We start from the raw sequence: 17,727 nt of genomic DNA, 5'->3' as shown, positions 1-17,727 counted from the left end.
AGTGTAACCAGACCGGCCCCCCGATCCGCGGACTCGATCGGACTACTGTTTGGCGGGCTCGGAAATCGTCGCCGCCGGAGACGTGTTGATCAACACACCCGTGCCGATCGGCGGATGCTGATCGGGTTTGACGAACAGATAGAGAACGAACGTCGCGATCCAGGTTGCCATCAGGACCGCGGTCGACTTGCTCGGTTTCACCGTTTCTCTCAGGATCACTGTCGTTTTAAGTGGACTCACTGATTCCCTCCCGGCGTAGCGCCGCGGCGACTCGCACCCGCAGCTCTCGGCCGACTTCGAATTGCTTACCCGGCAGTGTGCGGGCAACCATTCGGATATTGATCTGATCCATTGCCAGGTCGTCGATACCCATCACGGTGGGTTCGTCCAGTAACAACGGCTTCAGTCTCGGGTCTTCGTACGCCCTTGTACCGACCTCGTGCAGTATCTCGTTCACCCTGGTGATGTCGACGGTCGCGGCCACCGGGACGTCGATCGCGGCACGGGCCCAATCCTTGGACAGGTTGGTCACTTTCACGATCTGCCCGTTCGGCACGATGATCACTTCGCCGTCGGAGTTGCGCAGCGTGGTGATCCGCAACGTGACATCTTCGACCGTACCCTCGGCGATCTCGGCCGAACCGGTCACCGCGATGCGAACCACGTCACCGAAACCGTACTGCCGCTCGGTGATCAGGAAGAATCCGGCGAGGATGTCCTGCACGATGCGCTGCGCGCCGAAACCGAGCGCCGCGCCGAGCACCGCCGCGGGCGCCACGAGACCGTTGACCTGAAAGCCCAGACGCTGCAACACTTCCATGCCGACCAGCACGTAGACGATGGTCAGCACCACCCAGGTGAGCACCTGGGCCAGCGCGTGCCGATGCTTGGCCGCCTCGGATCGCACGAGCGCGTCGCTGCTGTGGAATCCGGAGTCGATCCTGGTGGTGATCCGGTCCCGGACGAAGGTCGCGAAGCGGCTGAAGAGCACCACGCCCAGCATCAGCAGGACGATCTCCAGCCCACTGGATCGCAGCCAGGCCGTGGTGTCCGAAGAGGTTCCGAGCGCGATCACCGGACCATCTCCGGCAATGTCTCGAGTTCGGCAACACACACGCCAGACAGGCTACAACGACACGGGGCCGAGCACGGCGCGTCACGCCGATACGGCCCCGTCGAGCTGTCGTGGCGAGGCCGAATTACAGCCCGCCGCAAATTAATTCGCCTGCTCCCGCATTCTCCAGCGAATCCCCGATTCGATGAAACCGTCGATATCGCCGTCCAGCACCGCCGTCGGATTGTTCACCTCGTAGTTGGTGCGCAGATCCTTGACCATCTGGTAGGGGTGCAGCACGTACGAGCGCATCTGGTTACCCCACGACGCGCCCTCGTTGGTCTTGAGCGCGTCCATCTCGGCGCGCTCCTCGAGCCGTTTGCGCTCCAGCAGTTTGGCCTGGAGCACGCGCATGGCCGAGATCTTGTTCTGCAACTGCGACTTCTCGTTCTGGCAGGTCACCACGATGCCGGTGGGGATATGGGTCAGGCGCACCGCCGAGTCGGTGGTGTTGACGCTCTGACCACCGGGCCCGGACGAGCGGTACACGTCCACCCGGATCTCGCCTTCCGGAATCTCGATATGGTCGGTGGTCTCGACCACGGGCAGCACCTCGACCTCGGCGAACGAGGTCTGGCGGCGGCCCTGGTTGTCGAACGGGCTGATCCGCACCAGACGGTGGGTGCCCATCTCGATCGAGAGCGTGCCGTAGGCGTAGGGCGCCTTCACCGCGAAGGTCGCGCTCTTGATACCCGCCTCTTCCGCGTAGGAGGTGTCGTACACCTCGACGGCGTAGTTGTGCCGGTCCGCCCAGCGGATGTACATCCGCATCAGCTTCTCGGCCCAGTCCGCGGCATCGACGCCACCGGCGCCGGAACGGATGTTGACCAGCGCCTCACGCTTGTCGTACTCACCCGACAGCAGCGTGCGAACCTCCATCGCCTCCACGTCGCCGTGCAACGCGACACGTTCGGCATCGGCCTCGGCCAGCGCCGCGGCCATCGCCTCGCCCTCTTCGCCCTCGGCCAATTCGTAGAGCACCGGTAGGTCGTCGAGTCGCTGCCGTAACTCCTCCACCCGGCGCAATTCGTTCTGGGCGTGGGAGAGTTCGCTGGTGACCTGCTGCGCGTGGTCCTGGTCGTTCCACAGGTCCGGATCCGCTGCCTGGTGTTCGAGCTCATCGATGCGGCGGCGTAATTCCTCGATATCGAGGACCGACTCGACCGTCTTCAGGGTCGCGTCGAGTTCGGCGAGGTCGGCGGAAACGTCAGGATGCACGATGTTCAAGCGTAGTCGCCCCGTCTGACCGGCGGCTCTTCAGGCCGGGTGAGTCGGTCGTGAGCGATGAACGGCGGGCTCGGTGGTCGACCCGCGCCCCGTGCCCGGCCCGATTCCGATCCAGTCCGACGGCGATCCTCAATGAGGCCGTTTGAACCAGGCTCCCGCACTGCGCTGAGACAACAGGACGACGATTGACAGGCTCGCGCCGAAGCCGAAAAAGCCGGGCGGGACGCCTCCCGACATGCCGCCGAGGCCCAGCAGGATTCCGAAGCTCGCGAAAATGATCGCGGCCACGCGCATGCCGTTCCCGTTCACGGTGTGTCTTTCAGCTGTTCCGCTGGCCTGTTCGGTCAGCGCGGTGGGTGGGCTTGCGGGTTTGCACCGGACATGGTTCAGCCCGAGACCGCACGCAGGGCACCGGGGTGGCGGCCCGCGAGTTTGTCCAGAGCGGTAGCGGTGGCCTCGTCGGCCGGAAGGTAGATGAACAGCTGCTGGTCGTCATCCGCGGGAAGATCGAGGGTTTCGAACACCAGACGCAACCGACCGGCCTCGGCATGCTCGACCCGGGTCGTGCCGGTCGCGGCCGGCAGGTTGGGCACCGTGGCAACGCGACGTGTGAACTCCTCACCGGCGAGGATCTCGAGTTCATCGGCGAGGGTCGCGGTGGCCGGATCATTACGGAAAGGTCCCTGTTTGAGGGCGGCGACCTGTTCGTCGGCGAGATATTCCCAATCCGGGTAGAAGTCGCGAGCCCGCGAGTCACCGAAGAGGCACAGCGCGAGATTGGCCGTGGACGGATCGTCGAGCAATCCGGTCGGCGCCATCAGCCGGTGGTAGCCCTCGGTGTAGGCCAGAACATCGCTCAGACGGTTCACCACCACCGCCGCGGCCGGTTCCAACCGATCGAGAATGACGCGCACCGTAGGCCGCACAGCGCGCGCCGGGCCCACCGAACCCATGCAACTGAAGCCCGGGTCAGCTGATTTGGTCAACCGGTACATGTGAATACGCTCACTCGGCACGAGATGCAGTGCGTTCGCGATGGCCGAGAGCACCGACGGCGACGGGCGACGGTCACGGCCTTGCTCGAGACGAATGATGTACTCGACGCTGACCCCGGCAAGGGTAGCGAGCTCGGCACGACGCAAGCCGGGTGTGCGGCGGCGCGGCCCCGCCGACAAACCGACACGGGCAGGTGAGACCGCCTCGCGCCGGGTCCGCAGGAACAGCCCCAGCTCGTTGTCGCTCACCCTTCGACGGTAACAAGCATCGGGCCGCCGAGGGTGTCCCCGCCACTACCACCCTCGCGGCGGTCTCCCCGGCTCGCGAAGCCGGTCGCACAGTTGATCTCGACGACCGATCCGGTCGTGACAGAGCACGAGGAGACAACGATGGCAAACACGCCCTTGAAACTCGCGGTGATCATCGGCAGCGTCCGCGACGGCCGGTTCGGGCCGGTGGTCGCCAGGTGGTTCGTCGACCAGGCCGACCGGCACGGTGGATTCGAGGTGGATCTCATCGATCTCGCCGACGCGGAACTGCCGATCGGACTGCCCGCGGTCTCACCGATGATCGAACCGAATCCGCCGCGTCCGGAGGGGATGCTCGATCTGACGGCGCGGCTGACGGCGGCCGACGCGTTCGTCGTCGTGACGCCCGACTACAACCGCAGCTACCCGGCCGCGCTGAAATCGGCGATCGACTGGCATTTCACCCAGTGGGACGCCAAGGCCATCGGATTCGTCGGCTACAGCGGGGCGAGCGGCGGCCTGCTCGCCATCGAACATCTGCGCCAGATCTTCAACGAACTCAATGCCCACACCGTGCGCAACTACGTCTCGTTCCCGCGCTACTACCTGCTCTTCGACGCCGAGGGCGATCTGCGTGAACCCGAGGAACCCGCCGCGGCGGCCGAGGCGATGCTCGACCAGCTGCACTGGTGGGCTCGTGCCCTGACCGCGGCGCGCTCGGTGCCCGCCTCGGCCTGATCGCGGCCGGTCGCGTGCCGCGCGGTACGGAATCGACGACGCCCGATAGGGTTCGGTTCGTGGCTGCTCACTCCTCTGATCTGGAACTCGCCCTGCGATTGGCCGACGAGGCCGACTCGATCACCAAGGCGCGGTTCGGCGCGCTCGATCTGAAAGTGGACGCCAAACCGGATCTCACACCGGTCTCCGACGCCGATCTCGCGGTGGAGAAGGCGATCCGCGTGCTGCTGGGCCACGCCCGCCCCGACGACGCGGTACTCGGCGAGGAATTCGGCGGCGAGGCGGAGTTCAGCGGACGGCAGTGGGTGATCGATCCGATCGACGGCACCAAGAATTTCGTTCGCGGCGTGCCGATCTGGGCGTCGCTGATCGCGTTGCTCGAGGACGGCGTCCCCGTGGTCGGCGTGGTGAGCGCGCCAGCCCTTGGCAGGCGGTGGTGGGCGGCGGCGGGTTCGGGTGCCTGGTCGGTGGTTCATCCCGGTGCGCCGCAGCCGATCTCGGTATCGGCGGTATCGGATCTGAGCGCGGCCAGTCTGTCCTTCTCCAGCCTGTCCGGTTGGCGGGAGCGCAGGCTGCGCGAGCGCTTCCTCGATCTCACCGACGACGTGTGGCGGATCCGCGGCTACGGCGATTTCTTCAGCTACTGCCTGCTCGCGGAGGGCGCGGTCGACATCGCCACCGAACCGGAGGTGTCGCTGTGGGATCTGGCGGCGCTCGACATCCTGGTCCGCGAGGCGGGCGGCACGTTCACCGCGCTCAGCGGCGAGCCGGGGCCGCACGGCGGTGACGCTGTCGCCACCAATGGGCTGTTGCAGGAGGAAGTGCTGGCTCGGCTGGGTGCGACGGCCTGAGCGGACGAACTCGCCTGGCGCGGCACGATTCCCGCGTCCGGCGGCGAGGAATGTCGGCTCAAGCCGGGGCGAGCGACTTCTCGTACAGCATCACCCGATCGGTGCCGTGGAACTGCGGCGGCAACGTCGCCTCCCTGACCTCGGTGAAACCCTGTGCGGTGTAGTACTTCCTGAGCACCTCGTTGTTCGCGGCGGTGTCGAGGCGCTGCCGGACGATGCCCTCGGCGAGCGTGCGTTCGGCGCAGAATGCCAGGATGCGCGCACCCAACTCCCCGCCCCGGTGTTCGGGCGCGACCATGAGGCCGTGGATGTAGCCCGCCTCGGCATCGTCGTCGCCCCAGAATTCCGGGTCGCGCCAGATCAGGCGGACCGCCGCGATCAGGGTGCCGGATTCGCGCCACACGAACCATTCCCCGCGCTCGGTCTCGGCGCGGACCATCGCGGTGGGATATTCACCGGGGAGCCATTGGGCGATGCCGTGGTCGACCATCCATTGGGCCAGTCGGTCCCGCAATCGCGCGATGGCCGCCGCGTCGGCGGGGAGAGCGGGGGTCATGGGGGCTGCTTCGAACACGGGATCCTCTATCGGCGCGGGTCGGCCGGGGTCAGGTCGAGGCCGGGTGGGGGACGCAGGCGACGCAGGGTGCCGTCCATGCTGGTGACGTAGAGGGCCCATGTCGCACCGTCGCGGACGATGCGCACCGATGTCGCGCCGTCGGGCGGGTTGCGAAGAAACGGTGCGGGTTTGATCAATCCCGTGATGATCGTGCACGCCGCGCCGGTGACCGTGTCCACCTGGTAGACGGCGCCGAGCACGTGATCGGCGACGAAGAGCGCGCCCGAGCGCGTGGCCTCCATATCGTCGGGCACCGAGAGCAGCCGTGGGATCCCGGTGACGACCGTCGGCTCGTTCGGCGCGTCCAGCGGTATCCGGTAGATGTTCATGGACAGGTTGCCGGTGAAGATCGAGACGCCGTCCGGGGCGAGAGCGAGACCGTTGGTCAACGGCAGCGACGACCAGGTGCGGGTGTATTCGCCGGTCGACGGCCGGTATCGCGAGATGCCGCTCGGCGGGCCGACAACCCCGATATTGCTGAACAGCAGATCCCCGTCCGGCAGCAGGAGCAGTCCGTTCGGACCGTTCAGGCCGGTCAGCAGGGTGGTGACGGCGCGGGTGGGGATGTCGTAGCGGGCCAGAGTGCCGGGGAGTTCTCCCGCGCCGTCACCGGTCAGGAAGTAGACCGAATCCCCGGCCACGCGCACCCCGGCGGGGTGATCCAATCCGGTGACGACCTTCTCGAACCGGCCCGCGGCGTCCACGTGCGCCAGATAGCCGTCGAGGATTCCGGTGACGTAGAAGCCGCCGTGCCCGTCGCTGTCCAGATTCTCGAGATTGCCGACACCGTCGAGCACGGTCTCGGCCGTCCAGCCCTCCGCGCACGAGGAGAGGATCGGCTCGGCGGATGCGGTCGGTATCGCGGCGAAAGTACCGATCGTCGCCGCGCACGTGAGTATCGCGGTGCGAAGACGCCGACTCCCCGACCCTGTCGTCATGCGGGACAACATAACAGCATCGCCGGGCGGTACGGCCCGAACGCGCGATGCCTCGAAACCGCTGCGTATCGACACCGTGCCGACGTGCCCACATCCTCACCCGAGGTGGCGGATCCTCGGCCATATCTCGGCCAACGGCACGCGCGGACCACGGCAGATATTCATCGGCGCGCCCTGCTCGTCGTTATCGATGCCGAGACCGTTGTCGATCCGTCCCGCCGATTCGACCTCGGTGCAGTATCGATCGAGTTGTTCGCGGTCGACGCCGACGGTGAGCACCTCGACGGCCGAATCGTCCGGCGGTCCCCACCACCAGTACGCGTTGTGGCCCGAATGCGGTGTGGGCAGATCGTAGGGCGCGCCGAAACGCTCGATCGCGCCCGCCTCACCGTAGTTGTCAGACGACGAGTACGACAACCGGGAAGATCAGCAACAATTTGTTCTGTAGTCCCAGGCCGACCACCACGCCGATCACGAGCCACCACCGCGGGTCGCCGCCGTGCTCCTCCGCACGCAGCAATCGCACCGTGAGCAGGCAGATCACCGACCATGCCGCCAGGTCGAACACCGCGGTGTTCAGCATGTGGCCGGCCCCGAGCGTCAGCGCCGCGCCCGCGACCGTGGCCGCCGCGAGAGCGCGCGCACCGCGTCCGCCCCCGAACGCGCCCGCCATCCATCCGGCGCACAGCACGACCAGCGTCGCCGCCACCAGCGCGGGCAACCGGAGCAGGACCAGTGAATCCGGGTCGATCGCCGTCATCGCGCGGGCCAGCAGGGGCGTCAGCGGTGGCTGATCGGCATATCCCCAGTCCAGCCGACGGCCCGCCGCCATGAAGTACAGCTCGTCGCGGTGGTAGCCGTACCGGTTCGCGAACGCCGCGAGGACCGCGGCGAAAATCCCCGCCACCCAGTACATTCGGCCACTCTCCCATGCTCGGACACAGTGCCGCCACCGGAAATTTCCCACTAGTTCCGATTTCCGCCCGTTCCATTGCTCACCACCCCGTCATGCGGGAAACTCGCGGAGCGACCGACAATCGGACGGTTGTCCAGCTGTGTACCGGACATCACACCGGCACCCGGACAACAATCCGCACACATCGGCTCGACGCAGTTCTTACTCTGGAGTAAGATAGACTTACTCAGGAGTAAGATTGCTGGGAAAGATTCGCCCCGCCCCACCGGAGAAACAGGTGATGATGAGCACTCGAGACAGCGCGACGAAGCGACGTCCTGATACGTCCGCCGTCGGCCTCAGCCAGCCCAAGCGGGACTGGATGGGCGCCGCGATGCGGGTGATGACCACCCTGACCGGGTCCGAACTCGTCGAGAAGTACAACCTGCGCAAACCGATCGAACGGGCCACCTACGAAGGCACCAAGACCGGGTTCCGCACCCTCGGGGCAGCCACCCGCGCGTTCGGCAAGGTCGCGGGCGGCGGGCGTCCCAAGCGCCTGGCGAACAACGAGTCGACGCGAAAAGACCTCTTCGACATCACCCCCTCCGATGAGCAGCAGATGATCGTGGAGACGGTGCGCGATTTCGCCGCCGAGATCCTGCGTCCCGCCGCTTTCGACGCCGACGCCGCGACCCAGGCCCCGCGCGACCTGCTCGAGCGCGCGGCCCAACTCGGCATCACCCTGATCAACGTGCCCGAGGAACTCGAAGGCGCGGCCTCCGAGCGCGGCGCGGTCACCAACTCGATGGTCGCCGAAGCGCTCGCGCACGGCGATATGGGGCTGGCGCTGCCGATCCTGGCTCCCAGCGGTGTCACGGTCGCCCTCTCGCAGTGGGGCACCGACGCCCAGCAGCAGACCTACCTGCCCGCCTTCACCGGCGAGAACGTGCCGCAGGCCTCGGTCGTCATCTCCGAGCCCCGCGCCCTGTTCGACCCGTTCGCGCTCCAGACCAAGGCCACCCGCTCCCCCAGCGGCTACCGCCTCAACGGCGTCAAGAGCCTGGTCCCGGCCGCCGCCGACGCCGAACTGTTCATCATCGCCGCCGAACTGGACGGCCGTCCCGCGCTGTTCATCGTCGAATCCGACGCACCCGGCCTGGTCGTGGAAGCCGACCCGAGCATGGGTCTGCGCGCCGCGGGCCTCGGCCGACTGCTGCTCGACAATGTCGCGGTCGGTACCGACGCGATCCTCGGCGACGGTGACGCCGCGACCCGCGCCGAGGAATACGCGGACGCGGTCCGCCTGGCCCGCCTCGGCTGGGCTTCGCTCGCCGCGGGCACCGGCCAGGCCGTACTCGACTACGTGATTCCGTACGTGAACGAGCGCGAGGCGTTCGGCGAACCCATCTCGAACCGTCAGGCGGTCGCGTTCATGGTCGCCAATATCGCGATCGAACTCGACGGACTGCGGCTGGTCACCCTGCGCGGCGCCTCGCGCGCGGAACAGGGTCTCTCCTTCGCCCGCGAGGCCGCGCTGGCCCGCAAACTCGCCACCGACAAGGGCATGCAGATCGGTCTCGACGGCGTCCAGCTGCTCGGCGGCCACGGCTTCACCAAGGAACACCCGGTCGAGCGCTGGTACCGCGATCTGCGGTCCATCGGCATCGCCGAAGGTGTCGTGCTCGTCTGACCCGGCCCGATCGCGTATTTCAGGAGACCTCACCCATGATCAACCTCGAACTCCCCAAGAAACTGCGGGCCAGCGCCAACCAGGCCCACCAGGTCGCCCAGGAGATCTTCCGCCCGATCTCGCGCAAGTACGACCTCGCCGAGCACGACTACCCCGTCGAACTGGACGCCATGGCCGCCATGGTGGAAGGTCTCGCGGATTCGGGCACCCAGAAGATCGGCGGCGCGGCGGGCGGACGGTCCGACGACAGCGCCAAGGACCCGCACTCGACCGAACTGCTCGGCAACAGCAACGGCGGCAACATGTCCGCCCTGCTGAACGCGCTGGAAACCTCGTGGGGCGACGTCGGCCTCATGCTGTCGATCCCCTATCAGGGCCTGGGCAACGCGGCCATCGCCGCCGTCGCCACCGACGAGCAGCTGGAACGTTTCGGCAAGGTGTGGGCCGCCATGGCCATCACCGAACCGTCCTTCGGATCGGACTCCGCCGCCGTCACCACCACCGCCGTGCGCGACGGCGACGAATGGGTCCTCAACGGCGAGAAGATCTTCGTCACCGCCGGTGAGCGCTCCACCCACATCGTGGTGTGGGCGACCGTCGACAAGAGCCTCGGGCGCGCGGCCATCAAATCCTTCGTCGTCCCGCGCGACGCCCCCGGCCTCTCGGTGGCCCGCCTCGAGCACAAACTCGGCATCAAGGCCTCCGACACCGCCGTACTGCTGTTGCAGGACTGCCGCATCCCCGCCGACAACATCCTCGGCAGCCCGGAAGTCAACGTGGAGAAGGGTTTCGCCGGGGTCATGCAGACCTTCGACAACACCCGCCCCCTCGTCGCCGCGATGGCCGTCGGCGTCGCCCGCGCCGCCCTCGAAGAACTGCGGACCATCCTCACCGACGCGGGCGTCGAGATCTCCTACGACATCCCCGCGAACAACCAGCACGCCGCGGCCGCCGAATTCCTGCGCATGGAAGCCGATTACGAAGCGGCATACCTGCTTTCACTGCGCGCCGCGTGGATGGCCGACAACAAGAAGCCGAACTCCCTCGAAGCCTCCATGTCCAAGGCCAAAGCCGGCCGCACCGGCACCGATGTCACCCTCAAGGCCGTCGAACTCGCCGGAGCCATCGGCTACTCCCAGCGCACGCTGTTGGAGAAGTGGGGTCGCGATTCCAAGATCCTCGACATCTTCGAAGGCACCCAGCAGATCCAGCAGTTGATCGTGGCGCGCCGGGTACTCGGGAAGACGAGTGCCGAGCTGAAATAGGTTATCGGACAACAGAAAATCGGTGCCGGTCGCAGTGTCGACCGGCACCGATTTTCGTACCGTCCGGAATCCGCAAGGCTGTTCAGTCGGGCTTCGCCTGTTGTCCCAGAATTGCGGTCGGCTGAAGCATGATGCCCGGCTTTCCGCTGAAACGACTTGTCAGCATGAACAACTCGGCGCGCAGAAACGGGTGCAGGACATTCACGACAGTCCGCGCGAATTCATCGACTTCCTCCCTCGTGCTGGCGTCGAGGATCGAATCGTCCGTTTCGCTGGTCGCCGACCGACCATCGGCCTTGAAGACACCGACCACCGACACTGCGGCGACATAGAATTTCGCCCGAGTTCTGGTTTCCATCGTCACCAGAACGGCGCCCTTATCGCCGCTTTCCAACTTCATCCCCCCGGCCGTCACCTCGGCGAACCAAGAGGGGACGTCCTCGGGATCATCCGGATCGATGAGCTGGTACAGCAAACGGTCCGGATCGACGTGATGCAACGTCCAATCTGCCAGCTTGGTCATTGCGCGGACGCTGATCGATCGACCGACGACTCCCTCAGCACATATGTACGCGATGGCCGACGCGCGCTGCGCCCCCCCCGAACGTGTACATCATCGGGTAGATCGGTCGTGCCGGTGCCCGACTGCTCGTTGTCGGCGACAACGGTCACCGACCGCAGCACGGCGTTTCCGGCCTGCGACTTGCTCTGCCAGACATGATATGGCTGGACGTCGTAGGTGATCATGGCGCCGATAGCCTCGGCATAGCGATTGAGAGTCGCCATGGTGGGATTCGTTCCCCCGGCCTCGAAGCGGCTGATCGTGCTCCGATCGACGCCCATCCGACGGGCCAACTCTGCTGGCTTGATGCCCGCTGCCGACCGCCGAGCAACCAACTGCCGGATCAGCTCGTATTCGGACTTCGCGAGGTCGACACCCAGCCGCTCCGCAGCACTCAACGGCTCCAGACCAGGGATGTTCATACAGAACCCTCCTTCGCTTCTCCGAGAATGCTGACTTAAAAGTCAACGCTAGCAGTTCCAGTTCCAGACACGCCAGGTCGTCGGAGGAATCGCCTCCTCGCACCAACGGATGATCGCCCACATCGCCTGCTTCATCTGTGCTGTCTGCTTACTACCCACATGACTCTCCTGCCCACGCTTGGTGCCCACGCCCGAGCCCAGGACCAGGTCGGTCGGCACGTCCGGCTCTCCGAAGTACAGGCGGTGTTCGCGAGCGTTTCCCGGCCTCGACGGTTTCTTCGGGGCGCGCTCGTCGACGCGGAGTTCTCCGAGCCAGGGCATGTCCCGTCAACCGAAATCACGACGCCCGACTCGATCACCGACGGGCACCCGATAGCCGTCACCGTTCCACGAGGCCGGTAGTCCACTTTCGGCGGCGGTCTCCATCAAGCCGACGAGCACCCGGAACGCACCCGGATCACTGACCCGCAACGATGACAGCTCAGCGGCACAGAGTTCCACATTCCACGTGCAGCCCGCGGAGTTCAATCGGCCGTGCAGCTCACCCGGCGGGATCCGAACCTTCCGAGCATCGGGGTCGAACGGCATGGAACACCCTCTCTCTGAACCGATTCGGACCGACGAGAACCAGCAGATCCACTTGATGGGCACGCGAGATTCGGCCCCGAACGTCAGCCCCGTCATCTACCCGTCGGCGAAGCCACAGGCACACTACGAAAGCGGCAACCTGATCCGCGCAGCTTGTGAGACCACCCCCGACGCAGAGAGCATAGGGCGTCGAGTTGAGGAGCGAGCTGAAATGAACAGTTGCACAACAGAAGCCCGATCCGGCGAGCCGGATCGGGCTCGGGCTCGGACTTCACTCGGTGCCGAGACGACCACCGATGATCTCTTCGAGTTCGTCCATCGTGCGTGTGAAGACCGCCGGTAGGTCCACGTCGTAGCGGTGCGCGAGGATCAGCACCGACCACAGGCAGTCGGCGAGTTCGTGTTCCAACGCGTCCTGGCCGCCGGGCACGGTGCGGGTGCCCTCGGCTGCCATGACCAGTTTGGCGAGATCTCCGACGTCGCCGATGAAGCCGAGCATGAAATCCTGACGGGACCAGGTTCGACCACGCTCAGCGAGGTTCAATTCGTCGTACATGTCGTGAATCCGGATCGCGCGTGAGCGAAGCTCGTCGAAGTCCATCCACCATGTCTACCAACATCTTCGGGGTGCGGCGGATCAGCTTGTCACCTTCGCACCTACGACTCCGCGGTGGTGAGCAATTCACTCCAGCGGCGGGTGACCAGTTCCGTGTAGAGGTCCGCATCGATCTCGTACGCACCGAGCGCATAACCGTCGTTGACTTCGACCAATGCGGTTTCGCCGGTGTTCAGGACGCCGAAATCGATACCGTAGGCGATCGGGGCGGTTCCGGAATCATGATAGGTCGCGATGGCGGATTCGATGACGTTCATGTCGGGTGATATCGACCGGTCGCCGCTGTAGCGGGAGACCGTGACGATGCGCCGATCGATGACGTAGACGCGGAATTCGGCGATCCAGGTGACGATTTCGGAGCACCACACTTCCTGGCGCCTGCTGATATTTCCCAGCGCGGCGATATCGCGCTCGGAATAGCAGACGGTGCCGGTGAAGTTCTTTCTCCGCCGTGCGGGTTTGACGAAGGTGGGTGCCATTCCCGCCTCCAGCGCGCGTTCGACCTCGCCCAGCGTCGACGTCCACACCGTTCGCCGGAGATATTCCCGCAGGCTCGCCGGGTAGTCGTCGGCGTGCGGTATCGGAATTCGCAGTTGGCTCATGGCGCCGTGCATCGCGTCCATGTCGCCCGCCACCATCGTTTCAGGGCCGAGTGGAAGTTGCCTGCGTTGAATTCGTTTCAGGACGTAGAACCGGATCGGTATGCCGAGGCGGCCCAACCCCTCGGCCAGCAACCGCTCCTCGTGTCGAAGCCAGCGCGGGCCTTGGCCTTGGAGGTACGCGGTGGTGATCATGAATCCCCTGAATCGTGGAACGTCCCCGCGATACAACCCCGGCCGGACCGGTTTCGGCTATCGGATATCGATGTCGACTTCCGCGCCGGGCGGCAGCGTCGCCACCTGCTGGTGGATCTGGCCGGAGATGTTGAGGCTGACCGCGAAATCGAGGACGCGGAGGTTCTCGATGGAGAGTTCGCCGCCGAGGATCGGGGGGTGATTGAAGTCGTAGACGGCGTCTTCGTCGGGGACGAGACCACTTTCGGCCGCCGCGACGGCGAGGCCGGCCAGCAGATATTGCTCCATGCCGTCGGGGGTGTCGAGTTCGGCTTCGAGTTCGTCCGGAGTTTCCCACGGGCGGGTGAGTTCACCGTTGAGTGTGTCCAGCCACCACAGTCCGTCTTCGGCTTCGAAGAAGACATCGCCGAAAAGCGATGCGCACAGGGGTGTCTTGTCGTCGAGGCCTATCCATTTCCACGAACGGAGGCCTTCTTCGAACTGTTGCGCCGTGAACGGCTTGACTAGTTGCACACCGCGACCCTACTCACGTTCACCGCCGATTCCGCCCGATACACGCGCGGCGTGCCCTGATTCACCGGGATTCGCGCCGACACCGATACCCTCACCTACCGATGGGGCCACCGAACGGCGACGCCCGGCCTTCGAACGCGCAGGCGCCGCCGATGTTCGGGGGATTTCGGCGGATGGATTTCAGCAAACTGCGCCCGGTAACTCTTCGAGGAGACCGGCTATGCGTCGACTGGATTTTCTGCGTCATTTCCCGGCTGTCTCGGCGCGCACCATACCGCGTGCATGCCGGAACAACTCGGCCGCGGGCAATCGGGTTCAGCAGGTGAAGTATTCGCCCGCGTTCACTTCGCGCGGCACCGATTCCTCCGAGAGACAACCGAAGGGAATCACGCCCGCGTCGCTGACTCGGAAACCTGTTCCGGCGTCGGCGTTCACGCACAGCAGGCCGCTCGAATCCATCCGGCACCGGTTGCCGTGCAGGCTGATCCGGGAGCCGTAGGGCAGTTGGCTGCCGTATCCGCGCAGGAACGGTCCGGGGTCGCCGTGCAATCCGCCCACCGTCAAGGTCTGTCCGGAGAATTCCACCCAGCCGCCGACCCAGTTGCCCTGACGATCCGACGGCTGCGCGGGCGGATTCTTCAGGTCGACCAGGCAGACCAGGCTGTGTCGGCCCTCGTGACCGTCGCTCATGCATTTGATCTTGCCGGTCGGGCTGGTGAATGCCCGGTCGCCGCTGTCGAGTTCGGTGCTCACACCGTCATCGGTGGTCGCTGCCGCGTATTTCGTACCGCTGACCTCGGAACCCTCGTTCACCCACGACACCACTTCCTTGATCGGAGCGCCGCTGCCGGGTGCGGCTTTCGCCGCCGCCGACGTGGACGGCGCGACGGTCGCCGCGGGCGTCGACGTGGGCGTTTCGTGCGAGGAATGATCGGTCGACGACGAGCAGGCCGCCGCGAGAAGAACCAGAGCCGCCAAGGCCGCGATACGCATGCGTGCACCCTAGCTTCCCCGGCGCGACGTCACGACAGGTGGCGGCACATCCCGATCCGGTCACGAATAGGTAAGGGGGCGCGAAGAATTGACGACATCGGGGACGGCCGGCGCGGTCGACGGCCGCCAGCCGTTGCAGGCGGAGGCGACACTCCCTAGTCTCGGTCGCGTGGATCTGGAAGGACGCGTCGCGGAACTGGAGCGCAGAATCGCGGCGCTCGAAGGCGGCCGTGCGACACCCGCGCAGGCCGATACCACCGCACCCGGGGACGAACTCTGGGCGGTGAACCGGTTGCGCGCCGAATTCTCCGGTTCCGGTGTGACCAACGGCGGCGTGCTGGTGACCGGCTCGGGGCGGTTGCCCGCCGGGCCGGGGACGAGTACGGGTGGCAGATGGCGTTCACCACCGACGACCTGCTGCTCGACGACGCCGACGGCGCGGCGGAATGTCTTGCCGCACTGAGCAGTCCGGTGCGACTGCGGTTGCTGCGAGCGATCCTCGCCGGACGTCGCACCGCCTCCGATCTCGCGGAACTCGACGGCGTCGGCACCTCGGCGCAGATCTACCACCACTTGCGGCAACTGGCCGCTGTCGGCTGGTTGCAGACGGCGGGCCGCGGACGATTCGAGGTGCCGAAGGGCCGCGTCGTTCCGCTGATGGTGGCGTTGGCCAGCGCCAGACGCTGACCGCGACCCGGCCGACCCGATTTCGGCCTCGACCAGGTCGAATACCCGGCCGAACACTCTTGTCGCCGACTGTAATCCTGCCCGGAGAACCCGCGGATCCACCTTCCGGGCTCACGATTCCGGACAATTCACAACGCTTCGATATCCCATATTGTCGCTTCTACTGTGACCCGGGACACACCTTGCTACCGTGAGCGAACATGCCGTTCGGTCTCGCTCGGCCGAAGGCTCGGTGAGTTCGCTGTGGAGGTTTCCGCCAATGAAGGTTGCGCACGCGGTCGAGGCCGTCAAGGCCATAGGACTACTTCGCACCCGGGGGGTCACCGATCCTCGTAAACCACTGGAGACATTGCGCACCATCAAGGAGTCCCAGGTCTTCGGCCCGCAGGCGACCTCGGTCCGGCATTCGGCCAGGGTCACCCCGGACGCTCCCGCACTCGTCGACGAACGCGGCGAGCTGACCTATCGCCAACTGGACGAACAGTCCACCGCGATCGCCCGCGGGTTGCGCGCGGCGGGCATCACCCAGGGCACCGTGATCGGCGTGCTGTGCCGCGACCATCGCGGCCTGATCCTGACGATGGTCGCCGCGGGAAAACTCGGCGTGCGGGTCGCCCTGATGAACACCGGCTTCGCCAAACCGCAGTTCGCCGCGGTGTGCGAGCGCGAACATGTCGAGGCGATGCTGCACGACAGCGAATTCCTCGGCCTGCTCGACGCGCTACCCCCGGAGCTACCGCGCTATCTGACCTGGGTGGACGAGGGCGCCGACATCCCCGAGGGCGAGCAGTCCCTCGACGATCTGATCGCGGCCAATTCCACCGAACCGCTGCCCAACCCGTCCAAGCCGGGCGGTTTCATCATTCTGACCAGCGGCACCACCGGACTGCCCAAGGGCGCGCCGCGCAGCAAGACCTCTCCGCTGGCGACCGCGCAACTGGTCGACCTGCTCCCCTTCCCGAAGGGCGGAACCCAGGTCATCGTGTCGCCGATCTTCCACAGCACCGGGCTGGCGACCTGGCTCGTCGGCGCGACGCTCGGCAACAAGGTGGTGCTGCGCCGCCGCTTCGACGCCGAGGCGACGCTGAAGATGATCGCCGACAACAAGGCCGAGATGCTGGTCGCGGTGCCGACGATGCTGCACCGGATGACCGAACTGCCCGCCGAGGTCCGCGCCGCCTACGACCTGTCTTCGCTGACATCGATCGTGCTCGCCGGTTCGGCGCTGTCCCCCGAACTCAGCACCAAGGCCGCGGAGGTGTTCGGGCCGGTCGTCTACAACCTGTACGGGTCGACCGAATGCGCGGTCGCCACCGTCGCCTCGCCGCGGGATCTGGCGCTGGCGCCCGGAACGGTCGGGCGCGCGCCCATCACCTGCGAGGTGCGACTCTACGACGACAACGGCAAACGCGTCACCGACGTGGGCGTGACGGCGCGGATCTTCATTCGCAGCGGCGCGCCCTTCGAGGGCTACACCGACGGCCGCCACAAGCAGATCATCGACGGCTACATGTCCAGCGGCGATGTCGGCCATTTCGAAGAGCACGGCCTGCTCATGGTCGACGGCCGTGACGACGACATGATCGTCTCCGGCGGCGAGAACGTCTTCCCGCAGGAGGTCGAGAACCTGCTGCTGGAACGGCCCGATGTCTTCGACGCGGCGGTCGTCGGGGTCGACGACGCCGAATTCGGAAAACGCCTGCGCGCGTTCGTCGTCGCCGAACCGGGCCACTCGCCCGACGCCGACGAGATCAAGGCCTACGTCAAGGAGACTCTGGCCCGCTACAAGGTGCCACGCGAGGTCGTCTTCCTCGATGACCTCCCCCGCAACACGACCGGGAAACTGCTGCGGCGCGTACTCGTCGAATACGAGGTGAAGGCGTAGAAAACAACCCGGTGTCTGAGACGACGACCGCCGGGCTCCAGAGTCGCTTGCTATTGTCGGCACCACACTGGATCCCGAGGTTGCGG

23 protein-coding genes are annotated in these 17,727 nt (G+C 66.1%); 6 read left to right on the top strand and 17 right to left on the bottom strand.

Features of this window, described 5'->3' with window-relative positions; translation table 11 throughout:
• Positions 1 to 42 precede the first annotated feature (42 nt).
• The 5 genes from JZ792_RS42630 to JZ792_RS11415 all read right to left on the bottom strand — a co-directional run bounded on the left by JZ792_RS42630 (position 43) and on the right by JZ792_RS11415 (position 3,585).
• Positions 43 to 201, bottom strand: a complete 159-nt coding sequence (locus JZ792_RS42630; protein ID WP_498044248.1) for an Rv3103c transmembrane domain-containing protein — start codon at positions 199 to 201, stop codon at positions 43 to 45.
• 25 nt (positions 202 to 226) lie between these two features.
• Positions 227 to 1,003 (bottom strand): mechanosensitive ion channel family protein, encoded by a 777-nt coding sequence (locus JZ792_RS11430; protein WP_405183378.1) that lies wholly within the window; start codon positions 1,001 to 1,003, stop codon positions 227 to 229.
• Between the two features lie 213 nt (positions 1,004 to 1,216).
• On the bottom strand, positions 1,217 to 2,332 hold the full coding sequence (gene prfB / locus JZ792_RS11425; protein ID WP_216909725.1) for a peptide chain release factor 2: 1,116 nt from the start codon (positions 2,330 to 2,332) through the stop codon (positions 1,217 to 1,219).
• A gap of 138 nt (positions 2,333 to 2,470) precedes the next feature.
• A complete protein-coding gene (locus JZ792_RS11420; RefSeq protein WP_216909723.1) occupies positions 2,471 to 2,650 on the bottom strand; it encodes a hypothetical protein in 180 nt (59 codons plus the stop codon).
• A gap of 77 nt (positions 2,651 to 2,727) precedes the next feature.
• A complete protein-coding gene (locus JZ792_RS11415; protein WP_216909721.1) occupies positions 2,728 to 3,585 on the bottom strand; it encodes a helix-turn-helix domain-containing protein in 858 nt (285 codons plus the stop codon).
• A 141-nt stretch (positions 3,586 to 3,726) separates the two neighbouring features.
• Here JZ792_RS11415 and JZ792_RS11410 point away from each other — a divergent pair, with 141 nt between their 5' ends.
• Positions 3,727 to 4,323: an NADPH-dependent FMN reductase gene (locus tag JZ792_RS11410; RefSeq protein ID WP_216909719.1), complete on the top strand. Its 597-nt coding sequence runs from the start codon at positions 3,727 to 3,729 to the stop codon at positions 4,321 to 4,323.
• Positions 4,324 to 4,382: 59 nt separating this feature from the next.
• Entirely contained in the window at positions 4,383 to 5,174 is a 792-nt protein-coding gene (hisN, locus tag JZ792_RS11405) for a histidinol-phosphatase (protein ID WP_216909717.1), read from the top strand.
• A gap of 58 nt (positions 5,175 to 5,232) precedes the next feature.
• On the opposite strand, the gene JZ792_RS11400 is transcribed toward hisN, so the two are convergent.
• The 4 genes from JZ792_RS11400 to JZ792_RS41955 form a co-directional block, all read right to left on the bottom strand.
• On the bottom strand, positions 5,233 to 5,730 hold the full coding sequence (locus tag JZ792_RS11400; protein ID WP_216909715.1) for a GNAT family N-acetyltransferase: 498 nt from the start codon (positions 5,728 to 5,730) through the stop codon (positions 5,233 to 5,235).
• A 26-nt stretch (positions 5,731 to 5,756) separates the two neighbouring features.
• Positions 5,757 to 6,728, bottom strand: a complete 972-nt coding sequence (locus JZ792_RS11395) for an NHL repeat-containing protein (protein ID WP_216909713.1) — start codon at positions 6,726 to 6,728, stop codon at positions 5,757 to 5,759.
• A gap of 96 nt (positions 6,729 to 6,824) precedes the next feature.
• Positions 6,825 to 7,145 carry a hypothetical protein gene (locus tag JZ792_RS41960; RefSeq protein ID WP_254189650.1) on the bottom strand — a complete coding sequence of 107 codons (321 nt, stop codon included), beginning with the start codon at positions 7,143 to 7,145 and terminating at the stop codon, positions 6,825 to 6,827.
• On the bottom strand, positions 7,126 to 7,644 hold the full coding sequence (locus JZ792_RS41955) for a glycosyltransferase family 39 protein (protein WP_254189649.1): 519 nt from the start codon (positions 7,642 to 7,644) through the stop codon (positions 7,126 to 7,128). Before JZ792_RS41955 ends, JZ792_RS41960 begins: the two co-directional genes overlap by 20 nt.
• A gap of 277 nt (positions 7,645 to 7,921) precedes the next feature.
• Here JZ792_RS41955 and JZ792_RS11385 point away from each other — a divergent pair, with 277 nt between their 5' ends.
• Both JZ792_RS11385 and JZ792_RS11380 read left to right on the top strand, forming a co-directional pair.
• Positions 7,922 to 9,316 (top strand): acyl-CoA dehydrogenase family protein, encoded by a 1,395-nt coding sequence (locus JZ792_RS11385; protein WP_438804327.1) that lies wholly within the window; start codon positions 7,922 to 7,924, stop codon positions 9,314 to 9,316.
• Between the two features lie 35 nt (positions 9,317 to 9,351).
• Complete coding sequence (locus tag JZ792_RS11380; RefSeq protein WP_216909711.1) at positions 9,352 to 10,581, top strand: acyl-CoA dehydrogenase family protein; 1,230 nt, start codon at positions 9,352 to 9,354, stop codon at positions 10,579 to 10,581.
• 82 nt (positions 10,582 to 10,663) lie between these two features.
• Here the strand turns inward: JZ792_RS11380 and JZ792_RS11375 are convergent, their stop codons facing one another.
• The 8 genes from JZ792_RS11375 to JZ792_RS11340 all read right to left on the bottom strand — a co-directional run bounded on the left by JZ792_RS11375 (position 10,664) and on the right by JZ792_RS11340 (position 15,069).
• On the bottom strand, positions 10,664 to 11,104 hold the full coding sequence (locus JZ792_RS11375) for a hypothetical protein (RefSeq protein ID WP_216909709.1): 441 nt from the start codon (positions 11,102 to 11,104) through the stop codon (positions 10,664 to 10,666).
• Positions 11,101 to 11,565: a helix-turn-helix domain-containing protein gene (locus JZ792_RS11370; protein WP_216909707.1), complete on the bottom strand. Its 465-nt coding sequence runs from the start codon at positions 11,563 to 11,565 to the stop codon at positions 11,101 to 11,103. Before JZ792_RS11370 ends, JZ792_RS11375 begins: the two co-directional genes overlap by 4 nt.
• Positions 11,566 to 11,613: 48 nt before the next feature.
• Entirely contained in the window at positions 11,614 to 11,886 is a 273-nt protein-coding gene (locus JZ792_RS11365) for a hypothetical protein (RefSeq protein WP_216909705.1), read from the bottom strand.
• 6 nt (positions 11,887 to 11,892) lie between these two features.
• A complete protein-coding gene (locus JZ792_RS11360; protein WP_216909703.1) occupies positions 11,893 to 12,153 on the bottom strand; it encodes a hypothetical protein in 261 nt (86 codons plus the stop codon).
• Positions 12,154 to 12,424: 271 nt separating this feature from the next.
• Entirely contained in the window at positions 12,425 to 12,754 is a 330-nt protein-coding gene (locus JZ792_RS11355; protein ID WP_216909701.1) for a MazG nucleotide pyrophosphohydrolase domain-containing protein, read from the bottom strand.
• A gap of 56 nt (positions 12,755 to 12,810) precedes the next feature.
• A complete protein-coding gene (locus tag JZ792_RS11350) occupies positions 12,811 to 13,563 on the bottom strand; it encodes an ATP-grasp domain-containing protein (protein ID WP_216909699.1) in 753 nt (250 codons plus the stop codon).
• Between the two features lie 57 nt (positions 13,564 to 13,620).
• Positions 13,621 to 14,076, bottom strand: a complete 456-nt coding sequence (locus JZ792_RS41950; RefSeq protein WP_216909697.1) for a T6SS immunity protein Tdi1 domain-containing protein — start codon at positions 14,074 to 14,076, stop codon at positions 13,621 to 13,623.
• A gap of 315 nt (positions 14,077 to 14,391) precedes the next feature.
• A complete protein-coding gene (locus tag JZ792_RS11340) occupies positions 14,392 to 15,069 on the bottom strand; it encodes a hypothetical protein (RefSeq protein ID WP_216909695.1) in 678 nt (225 codons plus the stop codon).
• A 393-nt stretch (positions 15,070 to 15,462) separates the two neighbouring features.
• Here JZ792_RS11340 and JZ792_RS41945 point away from each other — a divergent pair, with 393 nt between their 5' ends.
• Together JZ792_RS41945 and JZ792_RS11330 are read left to right on the top strand one after the other, a co-directional pair.
• Positions 15,463 to 15,756 (top strand): ArsR/SmtB family transcription factor, encoded by a 294-nt coding sequence (locus JZ792_RS41945; RefSeq protein WP_254189648.1) that lies wholly within the window; start codon positions 15,463 to 15,465, stop codon positions 15,754 to 15,756.
• A 259-nt stretch (positions 15,757 to 16,015) separates the two neighbouring features.
• Positions 16,016 to 17,641 carry an acyl-CoA synthetase gene (locus tag JZ792_RS11330; RefSeq protein WP_216909693.1) on the top strand — a complete coding sequence of 542 codons (1,626 nt, stop codon included), beginning with the start codon at positions 16,016 to 16,018 and terminating at the stop codon, positions 17,639 to 17,641.
• The last annotated feature ends 86 nt before the right edge of the window (positions 17,642 to 17,727 follow it).

The sequence above is a fragment of the Nocardia noduli genome (genome assembly GCF_019038455.1).
GTDB lineage: Bacteria > Actinomycetota > Actinomycetes > Mycobacteriales > Mycobacteriaceae > Nocardia > Nocardia noduli.
Note: the sequence above shows the minus strand (reverse complement) of the source record. Positions and strands in the feature narration are given on the sequence as shown.

Coding starts and splice junctions, on each gene's coding strand:
- JZ792_RS11430 (WP_405183378.1), bottom strand. CDS start 1,003: ATGCTGGGCGTGGTGCTCTTCAGCCGCTTCGCGACCTTCGTCCGGGAC.
- JZ792_RS11410 (WP_216909719.1), top strand. CDS start 3,727: ATGGCAAACACGCCCTTGAAACTCGCGGTGATCATCGGCAGCGTCCGC.
- JZ792_RS11400 (WP_216909715.1), bottom strand. CDS start 5,730: ATGACCCCCGCTCTCCCCGCCGACGCGGCGGCCATCGCGCGATTGCGG.
- JZ792_RS11395 (WP_216909713.1), bottom strand. CDS start 6,728: ATGACGACAGGGTCGGGGAGTCGGCGTCTTCGCACCGCGATACTCACG.
- JZ792_RS41955 (WP_254189649.1), bottom strand. CDS start 7,644: ATGTACTGGGTGGCGGGGATTTTCGCCGCGGTCCTCGCGGCGTTCGCG.
- JZ792_RS11380 (WP_216909711.1), top strand. CDS start 9,352: ATGATCAACCTCGAACTCCCCAAGAAACTGCGGGCCAGCGCCAACCAG.
- JZ792_RS11375 (WP_216909709.1), bottom strand. CDS start 11,104: ATGACCAAGCTGGCAGATTGGACGTTGCATCACGTCGATCCGGACCGT.
- JZ792_RS11370 (WP_216909707.1), bottom strand. CDS start 11,565: ATGAACATCCCTGGTCTGGAGCCGTTGAGTGCTGCGGAGCGGCTGGGT.
- JZ792_RS11365 (WP_216909705.1), bottom strand. CDS start 11,886: ATGCCCTGGCTCGGAGAACTCCGCGTCGACGAGCGCGCCCCGAAGAAA.
- JZ792_RS11360 (WP_216909703.1), bottom strand. CDS start 12,153: ATGCCGTTCGACCCCGATGCTCGGAAGGTTCGGATCCCGCCGGGTGAG.
- JZ792_RS11355 (WP_216909701.1), bottom strand. CDS start 12,754: ATGGACTTCGACGAGCTTCGCTCACGCGCGATCCGGATTCACGACATG.
- JZ792_RS11350 (WP_216909699.1), bottom strand. CDS start 13,563: ATGATCACCACCGCGTACCTCCAAGGCCAAGGCCCGCGCTGGCTTCGA.
- JZ792_RS11340 (WP_216909695.1), bottom strand. CDS start 15,069: ATGCGTATCGCGGCCTTGGCGGCTCTGGTTCTTCTCGCGGCGGCCTGC.
- JZ792_RS41945 (WP_254189648.1), top strand. CDS start 15,463: ATGGCGTTCACCACCGACGACCTGCTGCTCGACGACGCCGACGGCGCG.
- JZ792_RS11330 (WP_216909693.1), top strand. CDS start 16,016: ATGAAGGTTGCGCACGCGGTCGAGGCCGTCAAGGCCATAGGACTACTT.